This is a genomic window from Candidatus Methanoperedens sp. BLZ2, from assembly GCF_002487355.1.
Lineage (GTDB): Archaea > Halobacteriota > Methanosarcinia > Methanosarcinales > Methanoperedenaceae > Methanoperedens.
Window position 1 is genome coordinate 60,918 of the sequence record NZ_NTMG01000085.1, and the last position, 16,236, is coordinate 77,153.

A 16,236-nucleotide genomic window follows, 5' to 3' on the forward strand; every position below is an offset into this window, starting at 1 on the left:
AAAATATGACAAATATCAGCGAGATACATGTTACAAAAACGATAGTTAATGAATTCATGGATGATTTCATAGAGAATATTCTTGACAGCGATGTTGTTGTCGTGGGCTCAGGACCATGCGGTGTCACGGCCGCAAAGTACTGTGCAGAAAAAGGTCTTAAGACTGTTATGATCGAGAGGAACATCTATGGCGGCGGAGGTATGTGGCAGGGCGGCTTTCTATTGCCAAAAAATACTGTCGGTGCCCCCGCGAACAAACTGCTTGAAGAGTGCGGTGTAAATCTAAAAGACGCTGGAAATGGACTTTTTGTTTGCGATTCATTTGAGATGGTCTCAAAGATGCTGGTAAGTGCATGTAATGCAGGTGTGAAATTGCTCAACTCTACGAATGTTGAAGACCTGGTACTCAAAGAAGATCATGTTGATGGCGTGGTCATCCAGTGGTATCCGGTACAACAAATGCCTAAATTCATTACATGTATGGACCCGATCGCGATCAGGTCAAAAGTAGTAATTGATGCAACAGGGCATGATTCGTTCCTTGTAAAACGCTTAAGCGAACAGAGATCAGGCATCCCTAAACCTCCGGGCTGCGGTTCACTCTGGGTGGATGAAGCAGAGAAAAAGACGGTGGAACTCACTCATGAGATATATCCTGGTCTTATCGTGGCAGGAATGTCAGCAACCTCAACATACGGCGCTCCGCGCATGGGACCGATATTTGGCGGAATGCTCCTTGCAGGAAAGAAAGCAGCAGAGCTTGCGTATGATAAAATCAGGGGCGTAAGGGTAAAGGGCATGGGAAAGGAAATAAAGATCAGCAACCGTGCGCCTGATGTCCTTGTGACCGAATAAATATAATTTGGGCGAAAGCCCAAACATTTTTCTTTGTTTTTTCCTCTTACGATTATCTTTTTATACTGCCACATCCAATAATTTAATGGAGGTAAAATTATGGCATTTAACATGATGGATAATTGGGGTTATGGAATGATGGGTGGAGGTATGTTGATAGTTGGACTCATATTCTGGATATTGATTCTCGTAGGACTCGTATTGCTCATTAAATACCTGTGGCAGGGCGCCGGAATGAGAGGAGGCCCTGAATCAGCGCTTGAAGTCCTGAAGAAAAGGTACGCAAGAGGAGAGATAAGCAAGGAAGAATTCGAAGAGAAAAAGAAAGACCTGATATGAAATCGCATTACAGCGCTAATATTTGTCATAAAAAGCGCTCTGCGTTCTTATATGAACAAATAAACAACTAACTGAACGAACTGATACGAACTCACGCAATCGGAGTTCGTACGTGTTCGTATTAGTTCGTTGTTTTTCTTTATATTTTTACATTGTCATACATGAACCCTTTTCATTGCAGAATTTGTGTTTTAAATCTCACAAATATATCAATTTTTCAATGCCCCATAGCCTGCCACTGGGTACGTCCGGTGTGACGCGCGGGAATCAACAGATATAATGAGCGCCGAGGTTTCAGTCATAAATGAAAAGATTTAAAGACTTCTAAACAAATATAGTATTAAATATAAATCTGCATACGGTGAAAAATGGTAAATGTTATTTTGAAACTCCCTGATGATCTAAGCTGGATAATAAATAATAAAGAAGGGTTAAAATGGGTAGAGGCAGCTGTCATAAATAGGCTAACAGATATTAAAATTGGAAATCTGCTTGCCGAAAAAAGCGAGTTGCAGGATGAAGATGTAGACGAAATTGATCATATAACTAAACGCTCTCTCTACAATATGATACGGGCTGAATGATGAAATTAGTTTTGGATTCAAATATCATATTTTCTGCCTTAATAAAAAAATCAAAAACAAGAGATATAATCCTGAGCGATTTATTTGAACTTTATGCTCCTGAATACATTTTCAACGAAATAACAAAGCATAAGGAACTCCTATTAAATAAATCCAAACTGGACAGAGGGGATTTTGATGCCCTTCTTTTGTTATTGCAGAAACATATTCACCTTTTATCAAAAGATAAATACAACGAAAAGATGGCTATTGCTGAGGATATTTTAAGGAATATAGATATAACGGACTCGCCGTTCTTAGCTCTTGCTATGGCTTTGAGTTGCTCAATTTGGAGCAATGATGGGCATTTTAAACAATAAGATAAGGTTTTAGTTTATACGACTAAAGATCTGACAATAAAAATCAGTTAAAATCATTACGCGGCGTGCTCCCCCTGTCCCCATAGCTGCCCTGGGGCTACGTCCGCTGTTACGCGCCGGGAATCAATAGAGTCAGTGCGCGCCGAGCATATAAAGAAGCCTCAGCTTTGCAAACTTTGCGGTATAAGGAGCCCGTATTATCAATTTTGGAATATTAAACACACGGCGCCGGGTAACTGCTATAAATCGAAATTAAAAAACCACAGAGTCCTCAGAGGGCACAGAGTAAAAACCACAACTCTCTGTACTCACCGTGTCCTCCGTGGTTATTCTCCTTACACGGGCGCAGGATATTTATTAAAATTTAAATATTAATTTCTCGGCGCGATAGGTTCCCGATGCAGCCGACCTGAATAAAAAACAGAGCAAGAGCACATTCGACAGGATAACAGGATCAACAGGATTCGAACCACAGCTTTCATGAAATCCCCAAGCAGCGCACTCCCCATGTCCCCATAGCCGCCCCGGGTTACGTCCGCTGTGATGCGCCGGGAAGCAAGCGAGTGATGGGCGCCGAGATTTTAGTTAAAATAACGCGCCCAAACCACAGATTTCCAGGAGAAGTATATGTACTTTCAGGCGTCCCTTATCTTAAAAACCTTATCTTTCAAAACAATAAATTTTTTATAGACGTTGGTCGATTTCAACAATGTTTCAAGTAAATGCATCCTTATAGCACTATTTGTGGTGGAAGTCCTAATCAATATTACTCCGCTTGATGGTTTTTCTAATCTGAAAACAAGTTCACCAAAATCCTTATCGTCGGTAATCAAAACTCTTCCTTCTATGTTTGCTTTGTCCAGAACTTCATCATCAGGTGCAGACGGTTTCCAATCACCCACAAAAATAGTATCATATCCTGCAACATTCAATAGATTTGAAAGTCTCTTGCCTGTGCACTCATCTACCAGAAATTTGACTTTCAAGCAACTTCCACCATCGGTATAATTTGTTCTCCTGCTATGACATGTGAAACATAAATCAATGCTGCCTTGATATCTTCTTCTGTAATATTCGGATATTCTTCCAGGATATCGCTTATGGTCATCCCATCCGCCAGTCTATTAAGTATGGCATCTACAGGAATCCTGGTACCTCTAATAATAGGTTTTCCAACCATTATTTTAGGATTTACTACTATTCTTTCTTCCATATTCATAATAGTTGAATTCAAATCTATTATAGTTTTGTGTGATTATTTTGACATGGTTTGGCTTTAATGCAAGGGGTTTCTCAGATATTTCAATTCTGAAACAATTAAGCTATGATAAAATTACCATGCTGCGCCCTCCCCTTGTCCTCATAGCCGCCCCGTGGTTACGTCCGCTGTGACGCGCGGGAATCGATCCGTTCGGTGCGCGCCGAGTATCTAAAGAAGCTCCAGCTTTGCAAACTCGCGGTATAAGGAGCCCGTATTTATCACTTTATGAATATTAAACTCACGACGCCGAATAACTGCCATAAATCGAAATTAAAAAACCACAGAGTCCTCAGAGGGCACAGAGAAAAAACCACAACTCTCTGTACTCACCGTGTCCTCCGTGGTTATTCTCCTTACACGGGCGCAGGGTATTTATTAAAATTTAAATCTTAATTTCTTGGCGCGATAGGTTCCCGATGCAGCCGACATGAACCACAACCAGGGCAAGAGCACATTTCGACAGGATAACAGGATCAACAGGATTCGAACCGCAGCTTTCATGAAATCCCCAAGCAGCGCACTCCCCATGTCCCCATAGCCGCCCCGTGGTTACGTCCGATTGTGACGCGCCGGGGGTCAATGAGTCGATGCGCGCCGGGGTTTCAGTCAAAATAACGCATCTTGGCAATTTGAAACCGCGGATTAACGCTGATGAACGCAGATGTGAAATCCCATTGCGGCGCGAATATTTGGAATAATAAGCACTCACGCTTTGCGTTATTTGCGAACTTTGCGGTGAAAAGCGCTGCATATTTATGCAAATTTTAATATAATTTTTTCGGGCGCAGACATTTTTCCGATGCAGCCGAGATGAATCAAAACCAGAACAAGAGCTTATTTCGACAGGATGGACAGGATTGACAGGATTCGAACCGCCGCTTTCATGAAATTCCAAGGGCGGCGCGCTCCCCCTGTCCCCATAGCTGCCCCGGGATTACGTCCGCTGTGACGCGCCGGGAATCAACAGATATGATGAGCGCCGATGCTTCCGTTATAATGACACGCTCTGGCAATCATAGATCGCTGATGAACCCAGATATTCATGAAATCCCAAGGGCGGCGCGCTCCCCCTGTCCCCATAGCCGCCCCGGGGCTACGTCCGCTGTGACGCGCGGGAATCGGATCCGTTCGGTGCGCGCCGAGTATCTAAAGAAGCCCCAGCTTTGCAAACTTTGCGGTGTAAGGCGCCAGTGTTTATCACTTTATGAATATTAAACTCACGACGCCGAATAACTGCTATAAATCGAAATTAAAAAACCACAGAGTTCTCAGAGGGCACAGAGAAAAAACCACAATTCTCTGTGCTCTCCGTGTCCTCTGTGGTTGATTCTCCTTAGACGGGCGCCGGATATTTATGAGAATATAAATATTAATTTCTCGGCGCAATAGGTTCCCGATGCAGTCGATTTGAAAAAAAAACAGAACAAGTGTACATTTCGACAGGATTACAGGATTGACTGGATTCGAACCTCAGCTTTCATGAAATCCCAAGGGCGGCGCGCTCCCCATGTCCCCATAGCCGTCCGGGTTACGTCCGCTGTTACGCGCCGAAAATCCAGCAAGAATAAGCGCGCTGGAATTCATCAGAGTCGATACGCGCCAAGGGTTTAGTCCAAAATAACCTGCCCAGAATCATAGATTGATATTATTCAATCAGGCTTTTGATTTTTCTGGCTTATACAAGGTTATGGAATCCACTCGTTCAAAATCGGAATCATTTGTTGCGATATTGTTTATCCCATATTGCATTATTGTGGAAAGATGTATCGCATCTGTAGTCAGCAAGCCATATCGCGATCCAAGGTCTATTGATTTCGATATAACTCCTGCATCAACGATCAATATCTTCAAACCGCTGTAAGTGAGTTCTGTCAGATAATCACTGTATTCTCTTACTGGTTTATAGACCTTTGACGAAAAACTGGATTTTTTCATTTCCTTTTTCAGATTTGGCAGAGTGAATTTTTCAAGGTGCTGCGACGCTTGCGCTATGAGTATCTTGAATAAGACTTCATCCATCAGGTGAGGAGTGATCACTGCCTTTATCTTATTGGTTTCGACTTTCCTCAGGAAATCAGTGCAGGAGTCCGCATAAATTGGATCATCCAGCGCATTATATATGAAGATGTTCGCATCAATAAATATGCGTTCATCGCCGACAAAATTGGAGAGAAGCAACTATACACCTTTAGAAGTATGATACAATTCATCCAGTTTTTCGACGGTCAGAGGCGTTTTCTTAACGATTCCCCGAACCCTATCGGTCATTGACCTGGATTTAATGATAATTGTATGGTCTTTCGCAAATACATCCAGATCAGATTCCAATCCGGCTCTTTCTAACAGGCTGTGGTGTATTGTTAAACCCTTTTTGGTTAACTCATAGCCAATAACATCTTCCATTTCAAATCACTGTTATATTATAAGCATTGGAGGGTATAATTCTTATGGTAATTAAATAATTTTTACTGGAAATAGGTTTTTAATGGTTCAAACCGCCGCTTTCATGAAATCCCAAAGGCGGCGCGCCCCCCACGTCCCCATAGCCGCCCCAGGGCTACGTCCTCTGTGACGCGCCTGGAGGTAATCGAGTCGATACGCGAAAGTGGGGAATTTTACAACATGTTGTTGACACTCATGATATTTGTTTTTTCCCCTTTATTTAATCAAAAATAAATATAAATAGCTGTTTTAAACAACAAGATGTATCATTCATATATGAGTCTAATTCAGACCTCATAGTTTGTAATTACAAGTTCTTGAACTTTGTATCTCTTTCCATCAGCCCTTATTAATCGTACAACTTCAAGTTCGTGAATATAAAAATCATCTTTATATAAATATCTAATATATGGAACATCGGCATTAGAAATCATAATATAACATCCCTTTCTATTTAGCATTTTGGCTACGGAAGCTAATTCAGCATGATTTTTTTTATCAAAGCCTTCTTTTGTATAATGTGTGAAATAAGATGTTCCGTTTAATGGAGGATATGGGGGATCAAAATAGATGAAATCTCCTTCTTTCGCATCCTTAACTGCTTCTTTATAATTCTTATGAATTATTTTTGCTTTAGATAATATATTTGACAAATTTAATAAATCATCTTTTGTAGGTAGTGAAGGGGGCTCTTTGTATCCATATGGGACATTGTAAAAACCTTCTTTATTAACCCTCCAAATTCCATTGAAACTCGTTTTATTTAAATAAATAAAAAGAGCAGCTTTTGTGATTGATGGATTAGAAACATTATATTTTTCTCTCATTTTATAATAATAATCTTTACAATTGTTCGATAGATGTTGTTTAAGATACCTTGCAATTAAATCCGGGCGTTTTTTAATAGCTTTATAACATTCTATTAGATCTTTGTTATTATCTGATAAAGTTGCTTTCGAAGTGTTCATACGAAAAAATAAACTTCCAGCTCCTAAGAAGGGCTCATAATACCTGTTACCATTTGTAAAACTTTGGGGTAGATGTTCTTCTAAAAAATTAGCTGTCCGAATCTTTCCGCCTGCCCAGCGTAGAAACGGTTTAGTCTTTTGACGACTTGATTCCGCATCAATTTCTTCCAAATTATTCTACACCCTTTTTCAACCTTGGTATCAATTCGTCATATACACTTGTTAAGTAATCAAGTTGTGAATTACTTATGCCCCCTCTAGGTGGGTGCGCAACAATTTTTCTGATTTCATTTAATTCTACTAACCACGCCAATTTTTTCTTTTTGCCATCATTTTGTTTTGCATTAATTGTAAAAATTTCTCCGAATAAATCTAAATTGTGGGAGATAATCTCTTGCCAATCTATTAGATCTACGAACTTCTCAGGATGACGATATTCACCTGCATTTTGCGCTCTTTGCATAGATGGCACTCTTATTTTTTCAGGGACCCCTTTATGCCACCATTGTTCTATATCTTTGCCAAATTCATCTTTTAAGCGAAAAGTGACATGGTTCATAATCTCTGTTTCAATATTAGAAATCATTTCATAAGCACGGGGATTATTTAAATTGCTTTTACTTTGGATCCACTGTTGAAGACCTTGAGGTTCAAAGTTCTTATGAACTTTATTTATTTCTCCCATCAATTCAAATGTACATGCTCTAAAGCCTGCTTCTCCATAATTGCTACGAAAATCTTGAATGATTTTTGGGGATGCAGTACCTAAATATTGGCAAACTGGCTTTTGATATTTCCAGATTTCTTCAATTACTTCAGAGGGCTTCATTTTTTGAATATCCTGATGATCGACATGTTCTATATGATTTAAAACTGCATAAAGAATACGAAGTAAAGCGATAAGACCACTATTTGTACAAATATAGCCACCCTCTCCACTTCCAACATCCCATTGTTTGCTTAGAGATTCATTAAAATTAATATAATTGGAGAGATAGCCGGATATAATCTTTCTTGAATTAACTAGTGTTTTTTCTAAATCATCCACAAACAAAGGCCCGGGAGTGATAACTTTTGCACTTCTAGAGCCAATGCTGCCTATAAGGTTTCTTTTATAGATCTCTTCAATTAAAGCGGTCGGTGTTATATTCCTTAATTTAGTTTTCCTTCCTTCAATATTTATTATCCTATCTCTTAAAGGTGAATCCGAATTTTCATTTAAATCCTTTACTAATCGCGAAGTTAAAGCTTTTAGCTGTTCGCCCGGATTTTCAGAATTCCAATGGATTGTTGCCCAAAGATCACTAAGTAGATTTTTTGAAACTTTAACTTGTTCACCATTAATATCGATAAATAGTTTTGCTTGAATATTGGGCTCTAGATTTTCAAATGCTAATACAGGCAGGGTAGCCGTCTTTGCTTCTTCTAAATTAGAATACGCAAATAATCTATGTTGTCCATCAATAATCCAAGCTGTCTTGTATTTGTTGGGTATATAAAGAGTCCCAAGTATTGCATTTTTTCCAGCCATTTCAGAGGCAGGTTCAAATCTTAAAGGTCTATCTGTTTGAATATTTATTACGATATTTGTAGGAAAGATCCCCTCTTTTTTTCTAATGTAATCAGCTATTTTTTCTAATCGGTTCTTTTTTGCCATCCTTTGATAGGTTCTGAGGGACTCTTCATTTGATTTACCCCTGTGAGCTATATAAGCAATTTTTAATAATTTTTCCGGTTCAATCACAAAAGAATAAAAATCGGTCTTAGCCATCTTACCCTTAATTGCAGGGATGGGTTCAATCAGATCAGGAATATCTCTACCCGGAAACATATCTGATAGAAATTGATATTTTGATGAACGACCAAAATGGTTTGAAAGGTCTAAATAATATTCAATCATTGACTCGTCCATCACTCTGATATTTGCTGAATTTGCACGTTCTTGGTCATTTTCACTTATATCAATATTTTTAAGTGCAAGAATCCATACTAATTTGAATTTATTCTCATATCCTAGATTCTTATAATGTGAGAAAATTGATAATTCTAAATCGTGGCGTATACCTGCTATCTGATCAATATCTTTATCTAAAGATCGCTTAGTGTGAGGTTTTTCCGCAGATTTACATTCAATAATACAAATACATTGTTCATCCCTTGCGAATACATCAATTTGTTTAGTAAGAGTCGATCCTTTTCTTGATATAGAAAAATCATGATCCTTATTCATTTCATCGAATCCCATTTTATAAAAAATACACCATACTTCATCTTCAAACCCTACAGGGATATCTTTTAATTTTCTTAATCTAAGAGATTTCTTGCTGCCGCGTCCGATTTTTGCCCACCCTTCATCTAAGAACGGCTGAATGTCCTGTGGAACAATTGTTTTATAGATATATTTAACATTATTCTTTTTAAAAGCTTGAATTAAATCTTTTCCTGAAACAAGTCCATCTAAATTTATCGTCTCATTATTCACCTCATTTTTTTTCAATTTAACTCACCTTCTCTAATACCTAATTTTTGGGATTTGTATTTTTTTAGTACCGAGATACTAATAAGCATAATTATTATATATTTCTGTTGTATCACAATATTTTTTAATATATTTTGGTTGTTAATATCAAAAAGTAGTTATTTGGGGAAATAAATATAAAGCTCCGCCCCAACTGGAAGATCTCGCAATCCGCTCCCCCTCCCGAGGCGCGACTCGGGATGGTGGGTTCAGGCACAAAGCTTGTAGAATGCAAACTTCTTGGACGGCGCGCTGTGGGCGTGGGCATAAACACGGATGCGGTCATTGTGGCGCGAAACAGGCTGGACTTTTCTTACGCGCCGCTGGATGCTCGTTTAGACTTTCACTCATTTCTGCACCGAGCTTATCAAGGATCATGCCGGCAGATGCAAAGTTCCCGGCGACTTCAAGATATTCGAGGCTTGATCATACATAGTGATATATATCATAATATCATACTATATGTAATATTGTGATATAAATGAGAATGAGTATCCTGCTCAAAAAACTTCGTATAGAAAATAAAGAGTTTGTCACGTCAAATGAGTTGGAACTATACTGCAAATCAATGAAATTGGACTATACCACAGTGATCCGATATTTCATTGCACAGGGCTATCTGACAAGGATATTCAGAGGAATATTCTATATAAATACCCTTGATGAAATGAAGCTTGGAAGGAGCAAATACAGCCATCTGGAACTCGTAGCAAAGGGGCTGGAATTAAAGAATGTGAGAAACTGGTATTTTGGGCTGCACACCGCACTGAAACTTAATAATATGACCCATGAATATTTTGCAGTGGAGGATGTTATCAATGATGCGCTGTTCAGGGCAAAACCAATAAACATAGCTGGCTACAAATTCAAGTTCACCAGGCTATCGCCTTCGATGGTTGGCTTTGGAATAAATAAAAAAGATGAGATGATCAGATATTCAGACCCTGAGAAGACTGTTCTTGACTTCATATACATTTGGAGGTATAACGGAGTCCCCAACGACAAGATAGTCCTTGATATATCCGAATGGGCTAAGCAGGGTTCAAAAGAGAAATTGATGAACTACGCAAAGAAGTATCCGAAAACAGTGACTGAAATAGTGGGGAGAGTGATCGGGTGAGGGCTGATTTTGTAAATGAAGTTGCCAGGATCCTCGACATCAAGAGGAAGGATTTGATCGAGAAGGACCTTATCCTCCACCAGATATTACTCGACCTCTCAGGTGACAGGTTTTTCACTGTAAACGTACTCTTCAAAGGGGGGCACTTGCCTCATAAAGTCGTATTTCGGCTATCTGAGATTCTCCGAGGACATAGACTTCACATGGAAAGACCAGGGCGTGTTCGAAGGAATGTCGCAGAAGGCTATCCGGGCTTACTTATCCAGAGTAATTGACAATATAGGTGAAATTTTTGAGGAAATTGCCAAAAAAAGAGGGTTGGATTTTAAATGTGAAAAAAGCAATCCCGATTATATCGAGTTCGGCGGGAGCAACAAAACATGCACATTCAAAATCTGGTACATGGCTGAAGTACTCAAGCGCCGCAGCTTCCTTAAAGTGCAGATCGACTTTGTCGAAAGCATGTGCTTTCCTCCCGGGGAAGCAGAACTGAGCGGGTTGCTTACAGGCGAGCACGAGGAGCTTGAGGCGCTGTTCACTGAATATGCAGACTATACCAGAAAGATAACTTTCAGCATTTACGACATTCGCGAGATACTGAGCGAAAAAGTCAGGGCACTTCTTACAAGGGAGGGAACGAAGGCAAGGGATTTCCTGGATGTTTATTTTATTTGCAGGCGCTTAGGGATCAAATTGGAGGGTGTGGGGGAGTGCATAGTCAGCAAGACGAACTTTGCAATTGAGCTCTATGACAAGTACCGGTTCAATCTCAAAGAGAAAAATGCCCTCTTACAATCAGGAAAGATCTTTGATTGGGGCAAAGAGCGGGACTTGCTTTTGTCAGAGATAGATGAGACGGATTTCTACTCCTTTCTCAGCGAGTTCCAGTTTTTCCTGAAGAGGATCATAAAGAATATAGGGTAAGAAACGGGATTTTTCTTATGCGCCGCTGGATGCTGATTATGTGGCGCCTGATTAAAACGTATGTTGGGGATGCGCGCTCACTTGACCTGGTCGAGCCTGAATCCATCGACCTCATCGCCACGCATCCTCCTTATGCCAGCATCATCCCCTATTGCCATGACCATGAGGGCGACCTGTCAAGCGTTCATAACATTGCTGAATTCGCCGCAAAGATGGGTAAGGTCGCAGGGGAGTGCATGCGCGTCCTCAGTCCGGGAAAGCACTGCGCCACCCTCATGGGTGATTCACGCAGGAACAAGCATTTTATCCTAATAACGCCACGGGTGCTGATGAGTTTCCTTGAGGCGGGTTTCATTCTCAGGGAGGATATCATCAAGATGCAGTGGAAGATGAAAAGCACACGGGAGAAGTGGTTCGGGAAGAAGTACGATTTTTACCTGATAAGGCATGAGCACCTGTACGTGCTCAGGAAACCAGATGCGGGGGAGAGGACGACGAAATTTAAGGAGAGTATGAAATGGTGGTAGGCGGCAGTACATTAAATCATTCGAAAACTTTAGATAATATAAAATCCAAAGTGTTAGATATGACTGTTATACATATAAAAGACGATACAAAAGAACTTTTAATGAAATTTATGGCAGAAATCCGACCCAAAGAGAAAAAAAGAGTCTCCTATGATGAGACTATAAAATATTTACTTACAAGGGGAAAACAAAAAAATAAAAAAAGCCTATTACCTCTTTTTGGGTGCATTGAGAAAGAACAGGCTTATAAAGATCTGGAGGAGTTGAAATTACTGGATGAAAAAAGATTTGAGCGATTATCCCGGAGTCGTAGTTGATACCGGCGTCTGGATAGAATATTTCATAGAAACAACACTCGGTAAAAAATTCAAAGAAAAAATAGTTGAAGGCCGAATTTCGATATACATAAGTGAAACCGTAGTTTCTGAGATATTTTATGTTTTATGCAGGCAGAAAGGGTCTCAAGAAGCAAAAAGGAAGCTTGATATGGTTTTAGACGGGGCTGAAGTTATCGAGAGCAGAGAGATTCAAATGATCGCTGGAAAATATAAGTGTGAACGTGCAATTTCACTTTCGGATTGTTTCACAATAGCCGTTTCGAAAAATATGGGTTATCCTGCACTGTTTAAAGAGGAAGACGAAATAAGTAAAGAACTCAAAAAAAAGCCTTTGATATTGAGCTCTTTTTCTTAGAAGATATCTGAATTCGCCCCCTCCCTCTCCCCTCCCGAAATCACAATCGTCTGGAGATTCCTCGACCGCGGCGACCGGGCTAAACACGTTGGAAATTTCAGGGGCAACTGGTCGCCATACATCCCGTGCAACCTCATTTTGCGCTACACTGCGCCCGGTGAGCCTGTACTTGACCAGATGATGGATTCGGACACGATGCTTGTGGAATGCAAACTTCTCGGTCGGCGTGGGGGCAGATATTATAATTATCTGCCGAACTTGTGACAAAAAACAACTAACCGAAACGAACTCAAAACGAACTCTTGCGGCGAGTTCGTTTAAGTTCGCATGAGTTCGATGTTGAAAAAAATGTACTGCGGGAAAAGATACTGCAGGACTGCACACTGCGGGAATTGCAGCATAACAATTATAACAGAATAATGATATAGAAATATAATACCATGGCAAATCTGGCAAAAAAAGAATTAATAATGCGTGAAATGGAACATATTCCAGAGCCTCTTTTCAATGAAATACTGGATTTTATCTATTTTCTCAAAACAAAGGCATTGAAGGAGAAACTGGAAACAGCAATTGCCAGTGAATCTTCCCTGAAAAAAGATTGGTTGAGGGAAGAAGAGGATAATGCATGGCAAGATTTGTAAAAGGGGATGTAGTTGTCGTTCCTTTTCCATTTTCAGATCTATCACAATCAAAAAGACGCCCGGCCCTGGTCATTGCAGAGTTGACAGGGAAAGACGTAATTTTATGTCAAATAACCAGCCAATGGATAAATGATGAATATGGTATTCGGATTGATAATAAGGACTTTGATGAAGGCTCTCTCAACCAAAGAAGCCCCTAAATCTTGGAAATATTTAAAAGGCCATTCGGCATACGAGGATAAAGTAAGTTTTTGCAGATGGTGAAAAGCATTATTCGGGTATCAGAGCATGCATTGAAGAGAATAAAAGAGCGGTATATCGATCTTGAACTTATTGAGCAAGTCATTCAAGAGCCTCTTGAAGTCGTCGATGTCAAGTTTGGACGAAAAGCAGCTTGCAGAAAACTTGATGATCATTATTTGGTTGTAATTTTTGAAGAGCAGAAGGATGAAATAGTTATAGTAACAGTATTGAAAGTAGATGAAGTGAGATTAAATAGATATGGTTTCAGTAGAATTTGACTCTGAAGTAAATGCAATGTACATTCGCTTTAAAAAGGGTAAAGTGGATAAATCTGAGCCATTAGCAGACAATGTCATCGTCGATATTGATAAAAATGGAAAAGCAATAGGTATAGAGATTTTACTTCCAAAAGAAGATTTAAGGATATCAAATATTGTTTCTGAGGCTTTGAAGGTAGAAGCATAATTGAGGCATATCCAGCCTAAGGTGTTTTTTCCAAATTACCAGGTACACACGTATGGCACGCCTGCCATACTTGGATGCGACGTCAACTGGCGCAACGGTTGTTTGGAACTACACAGGCAACTCTCCATACATTCTCTGCAACCTCATTTTGCGCTGCACACAGCCCGGTGAAGGGCATTCTTCACATATCCTGAAAAGGGATTCACAGAAAGTGAACTTGAAAGGATAGCGGGAATACCGCAGGCAAGCGTTCACAGGAACGTAAAATCTCTCATGGACAATGGATTGCTCGACAGAAAGCGAATCGGTAAAGCAAATCTATATTCACTGAACAAATATGATAGAAGATATTTTTATAGTCTGCAAAGGAGAAAAGTCAAAATTAGATGATAAACTGACAGATCTGACAAATATTTCTCAAAATAAATTCGGCAATCCTGTATCACTGATGATAAAATACAAGGAAGAACTTCAAGACTTGAAAACCAGATCAATTTTCAGGGAAATAAAAAACGGGGAAATCATCTTCAAGAGAGAGGGATTAGAATGGTAAAAGGTATAGGACTCTTACGAGAGGTGTAATGGACCCGGCGGGATTCGAACCCGCGGCCTTTGCGTTGCGAACGCAACGATCTACCCCTGATCTACAGGCCCGAAAAATAGAGAAATGGGTTTATTCTTTTTCTACATCCTGCCCAGTTCTTCAACTGAAACGCTTTCTACACCGTTGACTTTGCTGAATACTTCTTCGACTTTCTCAGTTCCGCCTTCGATATCGCCGACTTTTACAACTACCATTAAGGCTTTCAAGCCGAATGCGACAGGTTCTTCTGAGAATCCGTGAATTCGCGCTCCTTTTGGGACAGCTTTTGTCAGGGCGTCTTTGAGCGTATTAAGATCAACATCCATGCCCGAAGGCATTACTCTTATTTTTGCTGCTACTTCTCCCATTATACTCACGGCCCTTCAAATCCGCATACAGGGCATTTATATGAATTGCTCTGGTGCCTGCAAGCTGTGCATCTTCCGATCTCATTACCGCATTGCGGGCATGGAAATCGTGCATAACCACGTTCAATAAGATTAACTCCGCATGAAACACAAATTGTTGCTTTTTCTTTTCTTGGCATAATATTCTCCTTATGTTGGGACTTCAATACACATCCTAAAGCTATTAAATTTATCCTTTAATAAGAGTTCCTGTAATATTGCCTTTTAATGCATTTACCACCCTTCCCGGACAGTTTCCATTAATGATCTCGCAATTCATGTTATTCTTCATGAGAAAATCCGGAAGTTCCGCATCCACACAGGTCTTGATACCAATGAGTTCCTCTGCTTTGAGTTCATTTTGAAGTGCACCTTTCAGGTAAATACCATCAACATCTGTGACCTTGATATATCTTGCCCTGAGCTTGAACGCGACCCATGCAGCAATTGTATCTGAGGTCACATCCCATGTGTGGGAAAGTTCATCATTGCTCTTAAGGAGGTTGTATGGAAGTAGAACGTAAGTGCCGCTTCCTGGAATTTTCAGGTTGTCGATTCGTTTTGCATCCGTTCCATCAGCCAGATAATATCCATATTGCTCCATAGCAAGTATTGCCATCCAGTGCGCAGCTTCTTGCGATGGATTGACCTTGCGCACGGTGTCCGCGAATATTGAGCCACCCGGGACGATGAGAATAGTTTCCCCGGTTGAACTGGTGTATTCAATCAGGTCTTTTATAATTCTTTTTGCGCTATGGATCAGGCTTCCGCCGAGTTTTAGTATTATCATGATTTTATGATCAGATTCATTCTCGCATTAATGTAACCGATGCTATGATTTATAGTTATATAAAATTTAAAAAAATAACTGTGCAGGTTGCTAAGCTAAATTTGATATAAAGCAACCTGCAATCAGCAATTAGACTTACTATTTCCCCAATTCCTTCAATCGCTCAAGGTTTGCCTTTGCCTCATCAACAGCTTTTTTCTGCTGTTTTTCAAGCTGGGTAACAATATCCTTAAAACCAACTTTGAGCGAATATATCTTGTATGGTCTTCCTTTTCCAGGCGTCTTCTCTTCCCGTTCATCTATCCAGTCGCGTTCTTTTAACTGCCTCATGGCAATACTGACTTCGGGCTGGCGTAACCTGGCTACTCTTTCGAGATCTACCGAGGTTGCAGAATTCATATTCTGAAGATAGGTAAGGCTCATTGCGACATTTCGGCTCATTCCAAGGGAAATAAGTATATCTGCGATCTCTTCGTCTTTTTCATCAAGCTGTTTAATCTTAAGGGCTTTCATAT

Annotated in this window: 24 protein-coding genes, 1 tRNA gene and 1 pseudogene; 14 read left to right on the forward strand and 12 right to left on the reverse strand. The window is 40.0% G+C overall.

The features are described from left to right. Positions 1–5 precede the first annotated feature (5 nt). From CL181_RS18905 to CL181_RS18920, 4 genes are all read left to right on the forward strand, one after another. Entirely contained in the window at positions 6–854 is an 849-nt protein-coding gene (locus CL181_RS18905; protein WP_097300880.1) for a sulfide-dependent adenosine diphosphate thiazole synthase, read from the forward strand. A 99-nt stretch (positions 855–953) separates the two neighbouring features. Continuing rightward, positions 954–1,193: an SHOCT domain-containing protein gene (locus tag CL181_RS18910; protein WP_255251641.1), complete on the forward strand. Its 240-nt coding sequence runs from the start codon at positions 954–956 to the stop codon at positions 1,191–1,193. 368 nt (positions 1,194–1,561) lie between these two features. Then, entirely contained in the window at positions 1,562–1,777 is a 216-nt protein-coding gene (locus tag CL181_RS18915; protein WP_097300881.1) for a hypothetical protein, read from the forward strand. Next, positions 1,774–2,136, forward strand: coding sequence for a PIN domain-containing protein (locus tag CL181_RS18920; protein WP_097300882.1), 363 nt, complete (start codon positions 1,774–1,776; stop codon positions 2,134–2,136). Before CL181_RS18915 ends, CL181_RS18920 begins: the two co-directional genes overlap by 4 nt. 635 nt (positions 2,137–2,771) lie before the next feature. On the opposite strand, the gene CL181_RS18925 is transcribed toward CL181_RS18920, so the two are convergent. From CL181_RS18925 to CL181_RS18955, 7 genes are all read right to left on the reverse strand, one after another. Then, positions 2,772–3,122 (reverse strand): DUF5615 family PIN-like protein, encoded by a 351-nt coding sequence (locus CL181_RS18925; protein ID WP_096205860.1) that lies wholly within the window; start codon positions 3,120–3,122, stop codon positions 2,772–2,774. After that, on the reverse strand, positions 3,119–3,349 hold the full coding sequence (locus CL181_RS18930; RefSeq protein ID WP_217993221.1) for a DUF433 domain-containing protein: 231 nt from the start codon (positions 3,347–3,349) through the stop codon (positions 3,119–3,121). Before CL181_RS18930 ends, CL181_RS18925 begins: the two co-directional genes overlap by 4 nt. 430 nt (positions 3,350–3,779) lie before the next feature. Further along, positions 3,780–4,292 (reverse strand): hypothetical protein, encoded by a 513-nt coding sequence (locus CL181_RS20970; RefSeq protein WP_097300885.1) that lies wholly within the window; start codon positions 4,290–4,292, stop codon positions 3,780–3,782. A 758-nt stretch (positions 4,293–5,050) separates the two neighbouring features. Continuing rightward, positions 5,051–5,575, reverse strand: a complete 525-nt coding sequence (locus CL181_RS18940; RefSeq protein WP_097300886.1) for a PIN domain-containing protein — start codon at positions 5,573–5,575, stop codon at positions 5,051–5,053. Continuing rightward, a complete protein-coding gene (locus CL181_RS18945) occupies positions 5,576–5,800 on the reverse strand; it encodes a hypothetical protein (protein ID WP_097300887.1) in 225 nt (74 codons plus the stop codon). Positions 5,801–6,126: 326 nt separating this feature from the next. Continuing rightward, complete coding sequence (locus CL181_RS18950; protein ID WP_097300888.1) at positions 6,127–6,978, reverse strand: Dam family site-specific DNA-(adenine-N6)-methyltransferase; 852 nt, start codon at positions 6,976–6,978, stop codon at positions 6,127–6,129. 1 nt (position 6,979) lies between these two features. Beyond that, positions 6,980–9,304 (reverse strand): DGQHR domain-containing protein, encoded by a 2,325-nt coding sequence (locus CL181_RS18955; protein WP_097300889.1) that lies wholly within the window; start codon positions 9,302–9,304, stop codon positions 6,980–6,982. 502 nt (positions 9,305–9,806) lie between these two features. Here CL181_RS18955 and CL181_RS18960 point away from each other — a divergent pair. The 10 genes and pseudogenes from CL181_RS18960 (at position 9,807) to CL181_RS19005 (ending at position 14,494) form a co-directional block, all read left to right on the forward strand. Further along, entirely contained in the window at positions 9,807–10,445 is a 639-nt protein-coding gene (locus tag CL181_RS18960) for a hypothetical protein (protein ID WP_097300890.1), read from the forward strand. Between the two features lie 147 nt (positions 10,446–10,592). Then, a pseudogene (locus tag CL181_RS18965) lies at positions 10,593–11,369 on the forward strand (nucleotidyl transferase AbiEii/AbiGii toxin family protein); the annotation flags it as partial. A 38-nt stretch (positions 11,370–11,407) separates the two neighbouring features. Next, a complete protein-coding gene (locus tag CL181_RS18970; RefSeq protein WP_176505337.1) occupies positions 11,408–11,896 on the forward strand; it encodes a DNA methyltransferase in 489 nt (162 codons plus the stop codon). Continuing rightward, a complete protein-coding gene (locus CL181_RS18975; RefSeq protein ID WP_097300893.1) occupies positions 11,887–12,213 on the forward strand; it encodes a hypothetical protein in 327 nt (108 codons plus the stop codon). Before CL181_RS18970 ends, CL181_RS18975 begins: the two co-directional genes overlap by 10 nt. After that, complete coding sequence (locus CL181_RS18980) at positions 12,173–12,589, forward strand: PIN domain-containing protein (RefSeq protein ID WP_097300894.1); 417 nt, start codon at positions 12,173–12,175, stop codon at positions 12,587–12,589. Before CL181_RS18975 ends, CL181_RS18980 begins: the two co-directional genes overlap by 41 nt. A 440-nt stretch (positions 12,590–13,029) precedes the next feature. Beyond that, positions 13,030–13,233: a hypothetical protein gene (locus tag CL181_RS18985; RefSeq protein WP_255251642.1), complete on the forward strand. Its 204-nt coding sequence runs from the start codon at positions 13,030–13,032 to the stop codon at positions 13,231–13,233. After that, positions 13,218–13,433, forward strand: coding sequence for a type II toxin-antitoxin system PemK/MazF family toxin (locus CL181_RS18990; protein ID WP_097300895.1), 216 nt, complete (start codon positions 13,218–13,220; stop codon positions 13,431–13,433). Before CL181_RS18985 ends, CL181_RS18990 begins: the two co-directional genes overlap by 16 nt. 93 nt (positions 13,434–13,526) lie before the next feature. Further along, a complete protein-coding gene (locus tag CL181_RS18995; RefSeq protein ID WP_217993222.1) occupies positions 13,527–13,754 on the forward strand; it encodes a DUF4258 domain-containing protein in 228 nt (75 codons plus the stop codon). After that, on the forward strand, positions 13,735–13,941 hold the full coding sequence (locus tag CL181_RS19000; protein ID WP_097300897.1) for a DUF2283 domain-containing protein: 207 nt from the start codon (positions 13,735–13,737) through the stop codon (positions 13,939–13,941). The genes CL181_RS18995 and CL181_RS19000 overlap by 20 nt, the downstream gene beginning before the upstream one ends. Positions 13,942–14,278: 337 nt before the next feature. Further along, a complete protein-coding gene (locus CL181_RS19005; RefSeq protein ID WP_097300898.1) occupies positions 14,279–14,494 on the forward strand; it encodes a hypothetical protein in 216 nt (71 codons plus the stop codon). A gap of 29 nt (positions 14,495–14,523) precedes the next feature. Here CL181_RS19005 and CL181_RS19010 read toward each other — a convergent pair. The 5 genes from CL181_RS19010 to CL181_RS19030 form a co-directional block, all read right to left on the reverse strand. Continuing rightward, positions 14,524–14,595, reverse strand: a tRNA-Ala gene (locus CL181_RS19010). A 30-nt stretch (positions 14,596–14,625) separates the two neighbouring features. Continuing rightward, positions 14,626–14,892 (reverse strand): elongation factor 1-beta, encoded by a 267-nt coding sequence (locus tag CL181_RS19015; RefSeq protein WP_097300899.1) that lies wholly within the window; start codon positions 14,890–14,892, stop codon positions 14,626–14,628. A 5-nt stretch (positions 14,893–14,897) separates the two neighbouring features. Beyond that, on the reverse strand, positions 14,898–15,071 hold the full coding sequence (locus CL181_RS19020; protein ID WP_097300900.1) for an HVO_2753 family zinc finger protein: 174 nt from the start codon (positions 15,069–15,071) through the stop codon (positions 14,898–14,900). A gap of 50 nt (positions 15,072–15,121) precedes the next feature. After that, complete coding sequence (locus CL181_RS19025) at positions 15,122–15,721, reverse strand: amino acid kinase (RefSeq protein ID WP_097300901.1); 600 nt, start codon at positions 15,719–15,721, stop codon at positions 15,122–15,124. Positions 15,722–15,859: 138 nt separating this feature from the next. Next, the gene (locus CL181_RS19030; RefSeq protein WP_097300902.1) at positions 15,860–16,234 is read right to left on the reverse strand and encodes an ArsR family transcriptional regulator; all 375 of its coding nucleotides are present in this window, start codon (positions 16,232–16,234) and stop codon (positions 15,860–15,862) included. Positions 16,235–16,236: the final 2 nt, after the last annotated feature.

Bases quoted from the DNA above. Each gene is read 5' to 3' on its own strand.
- CL181_RS18905 (WP_097300880.1), top strand. From the start codon at position 6: ATGACAAATATCAGCGAGATACATGTTACAAAAACGATAGTTAATGAA.
- CL181_RS18910 (WP_255251641.1), top strand. From the start codon at position 954: ATGGCATTTAACATGATGGATAATTGGGGTTATGGAATGATGGGTGGA.
- CL181_RS18915 (WP_097300881.1), top strand. From the start codon at position 1,562: ATGGTAAATGTTATTTTGAAACTCCCTGATGATCTAAGCTGGATAATA.
- CL181_RS18920 (WP_097300882.1), top strand. From the start codon at position 1,774: ATGATGAAATTAGTTTTGGATTCAAATATCATATTTTCTGCCTTAATA.
- CL181_RS18930 (WP_217993221.1), bottom strand. From the start codon at position 3,349: ATGGAAGAAAGAATAGTAGTAAATCCTAAAATAATGGTTGGAAAACCT.
- CL181_RS18945 (WP_097300887.1), bottom strand. From the start codon at position 5,800: ATGGAAGATGTTATTGGCTATGAGTTAACCAAAAAGGGTTTAACAATA.
- CL181_RS18960 (WP_097300890.1), top strand. From the start codon at position 9,807: ATGAGAATGAGTATCCTGCTCAAAAAACTTCGTATAGAAAATAAAGAG.
- CL181_RS18970 (WP_176505337.1), top strand. From the start codon at position 11,408: ATGTGGCGCCTGATTAAAACGTATGTTGGGGATGCGCGCTCACTTGAC.
- CL181_RS18975 (WP_097300893.1), top strand. From the start codon at position 11,887: ATGGTGGTAGGCGGCAGTACATTAAATCATTCGAAAACTTTAGATAAT.
- CL181_RS18980 (WP_097300894.1), top strand. From the start codon at position 12,173: ATGAAAAAAGATTTGAGCGATTATCCCGGAGTCGTAGTTGATACCGGC.
- CL181_RS18985 (WP_255251642.1), top strand. From the start codon at position 13,030: ATGGCAAATCTGGCAAAAAAAGAATTAATAATGCGTGAAATGGAACAT.
- CL181_RS18990 (WP_097300895.1), top strand. From the start codon at position 13,218: ATGGCAAGATTTGTAAAAGGGGATGTAGTTGTCGTTCCTTTTCCATTT.
- CL181_RS19000 (WP_097300897.1), top strand. From the start codon at position 13,735: ATGGTTTCAGTAGAATTTGACTCTGAAGTAAATGCAATGTACATTCGC.
- CL181_RS19005 (WP_097300898.1), top strand. From the start codon at position 14,279: ATGATAGAAGATATTTTTATAGTCTGCAAAGGAGAAAAGTCAAAATTA.
- CL181_RS19015 (WP_097300899.1), bottom strand. From the start codon at position 14,892: ATGGGAGAAGTAGCAGCAAAAATAAGAGTAATGCCTTCGGGCATGGAT.
- CL181_RS19020 (WP_097300900.1), bottom strand. From the start codon at position 15,071: ATGCCAAGAAAAGAAAAAGCAACAATTTGTGTTTCATGCGGAGTTAAT.
- CL181_RS19025 (WP_097300901.1), bottom strand. From the start codon at position 15,721: ATGATAATACTAAAACTCGGCGGAAGCCTGATCCATAGCGCAAAAAGA.
- CL181_RS19030 (WP_097300902.1), bottom strand. From the start codon at position 16,234: ATGAAAGCCCTTAAGATTAAACAGCTTGATGAAAAAGACGAAGAGATC.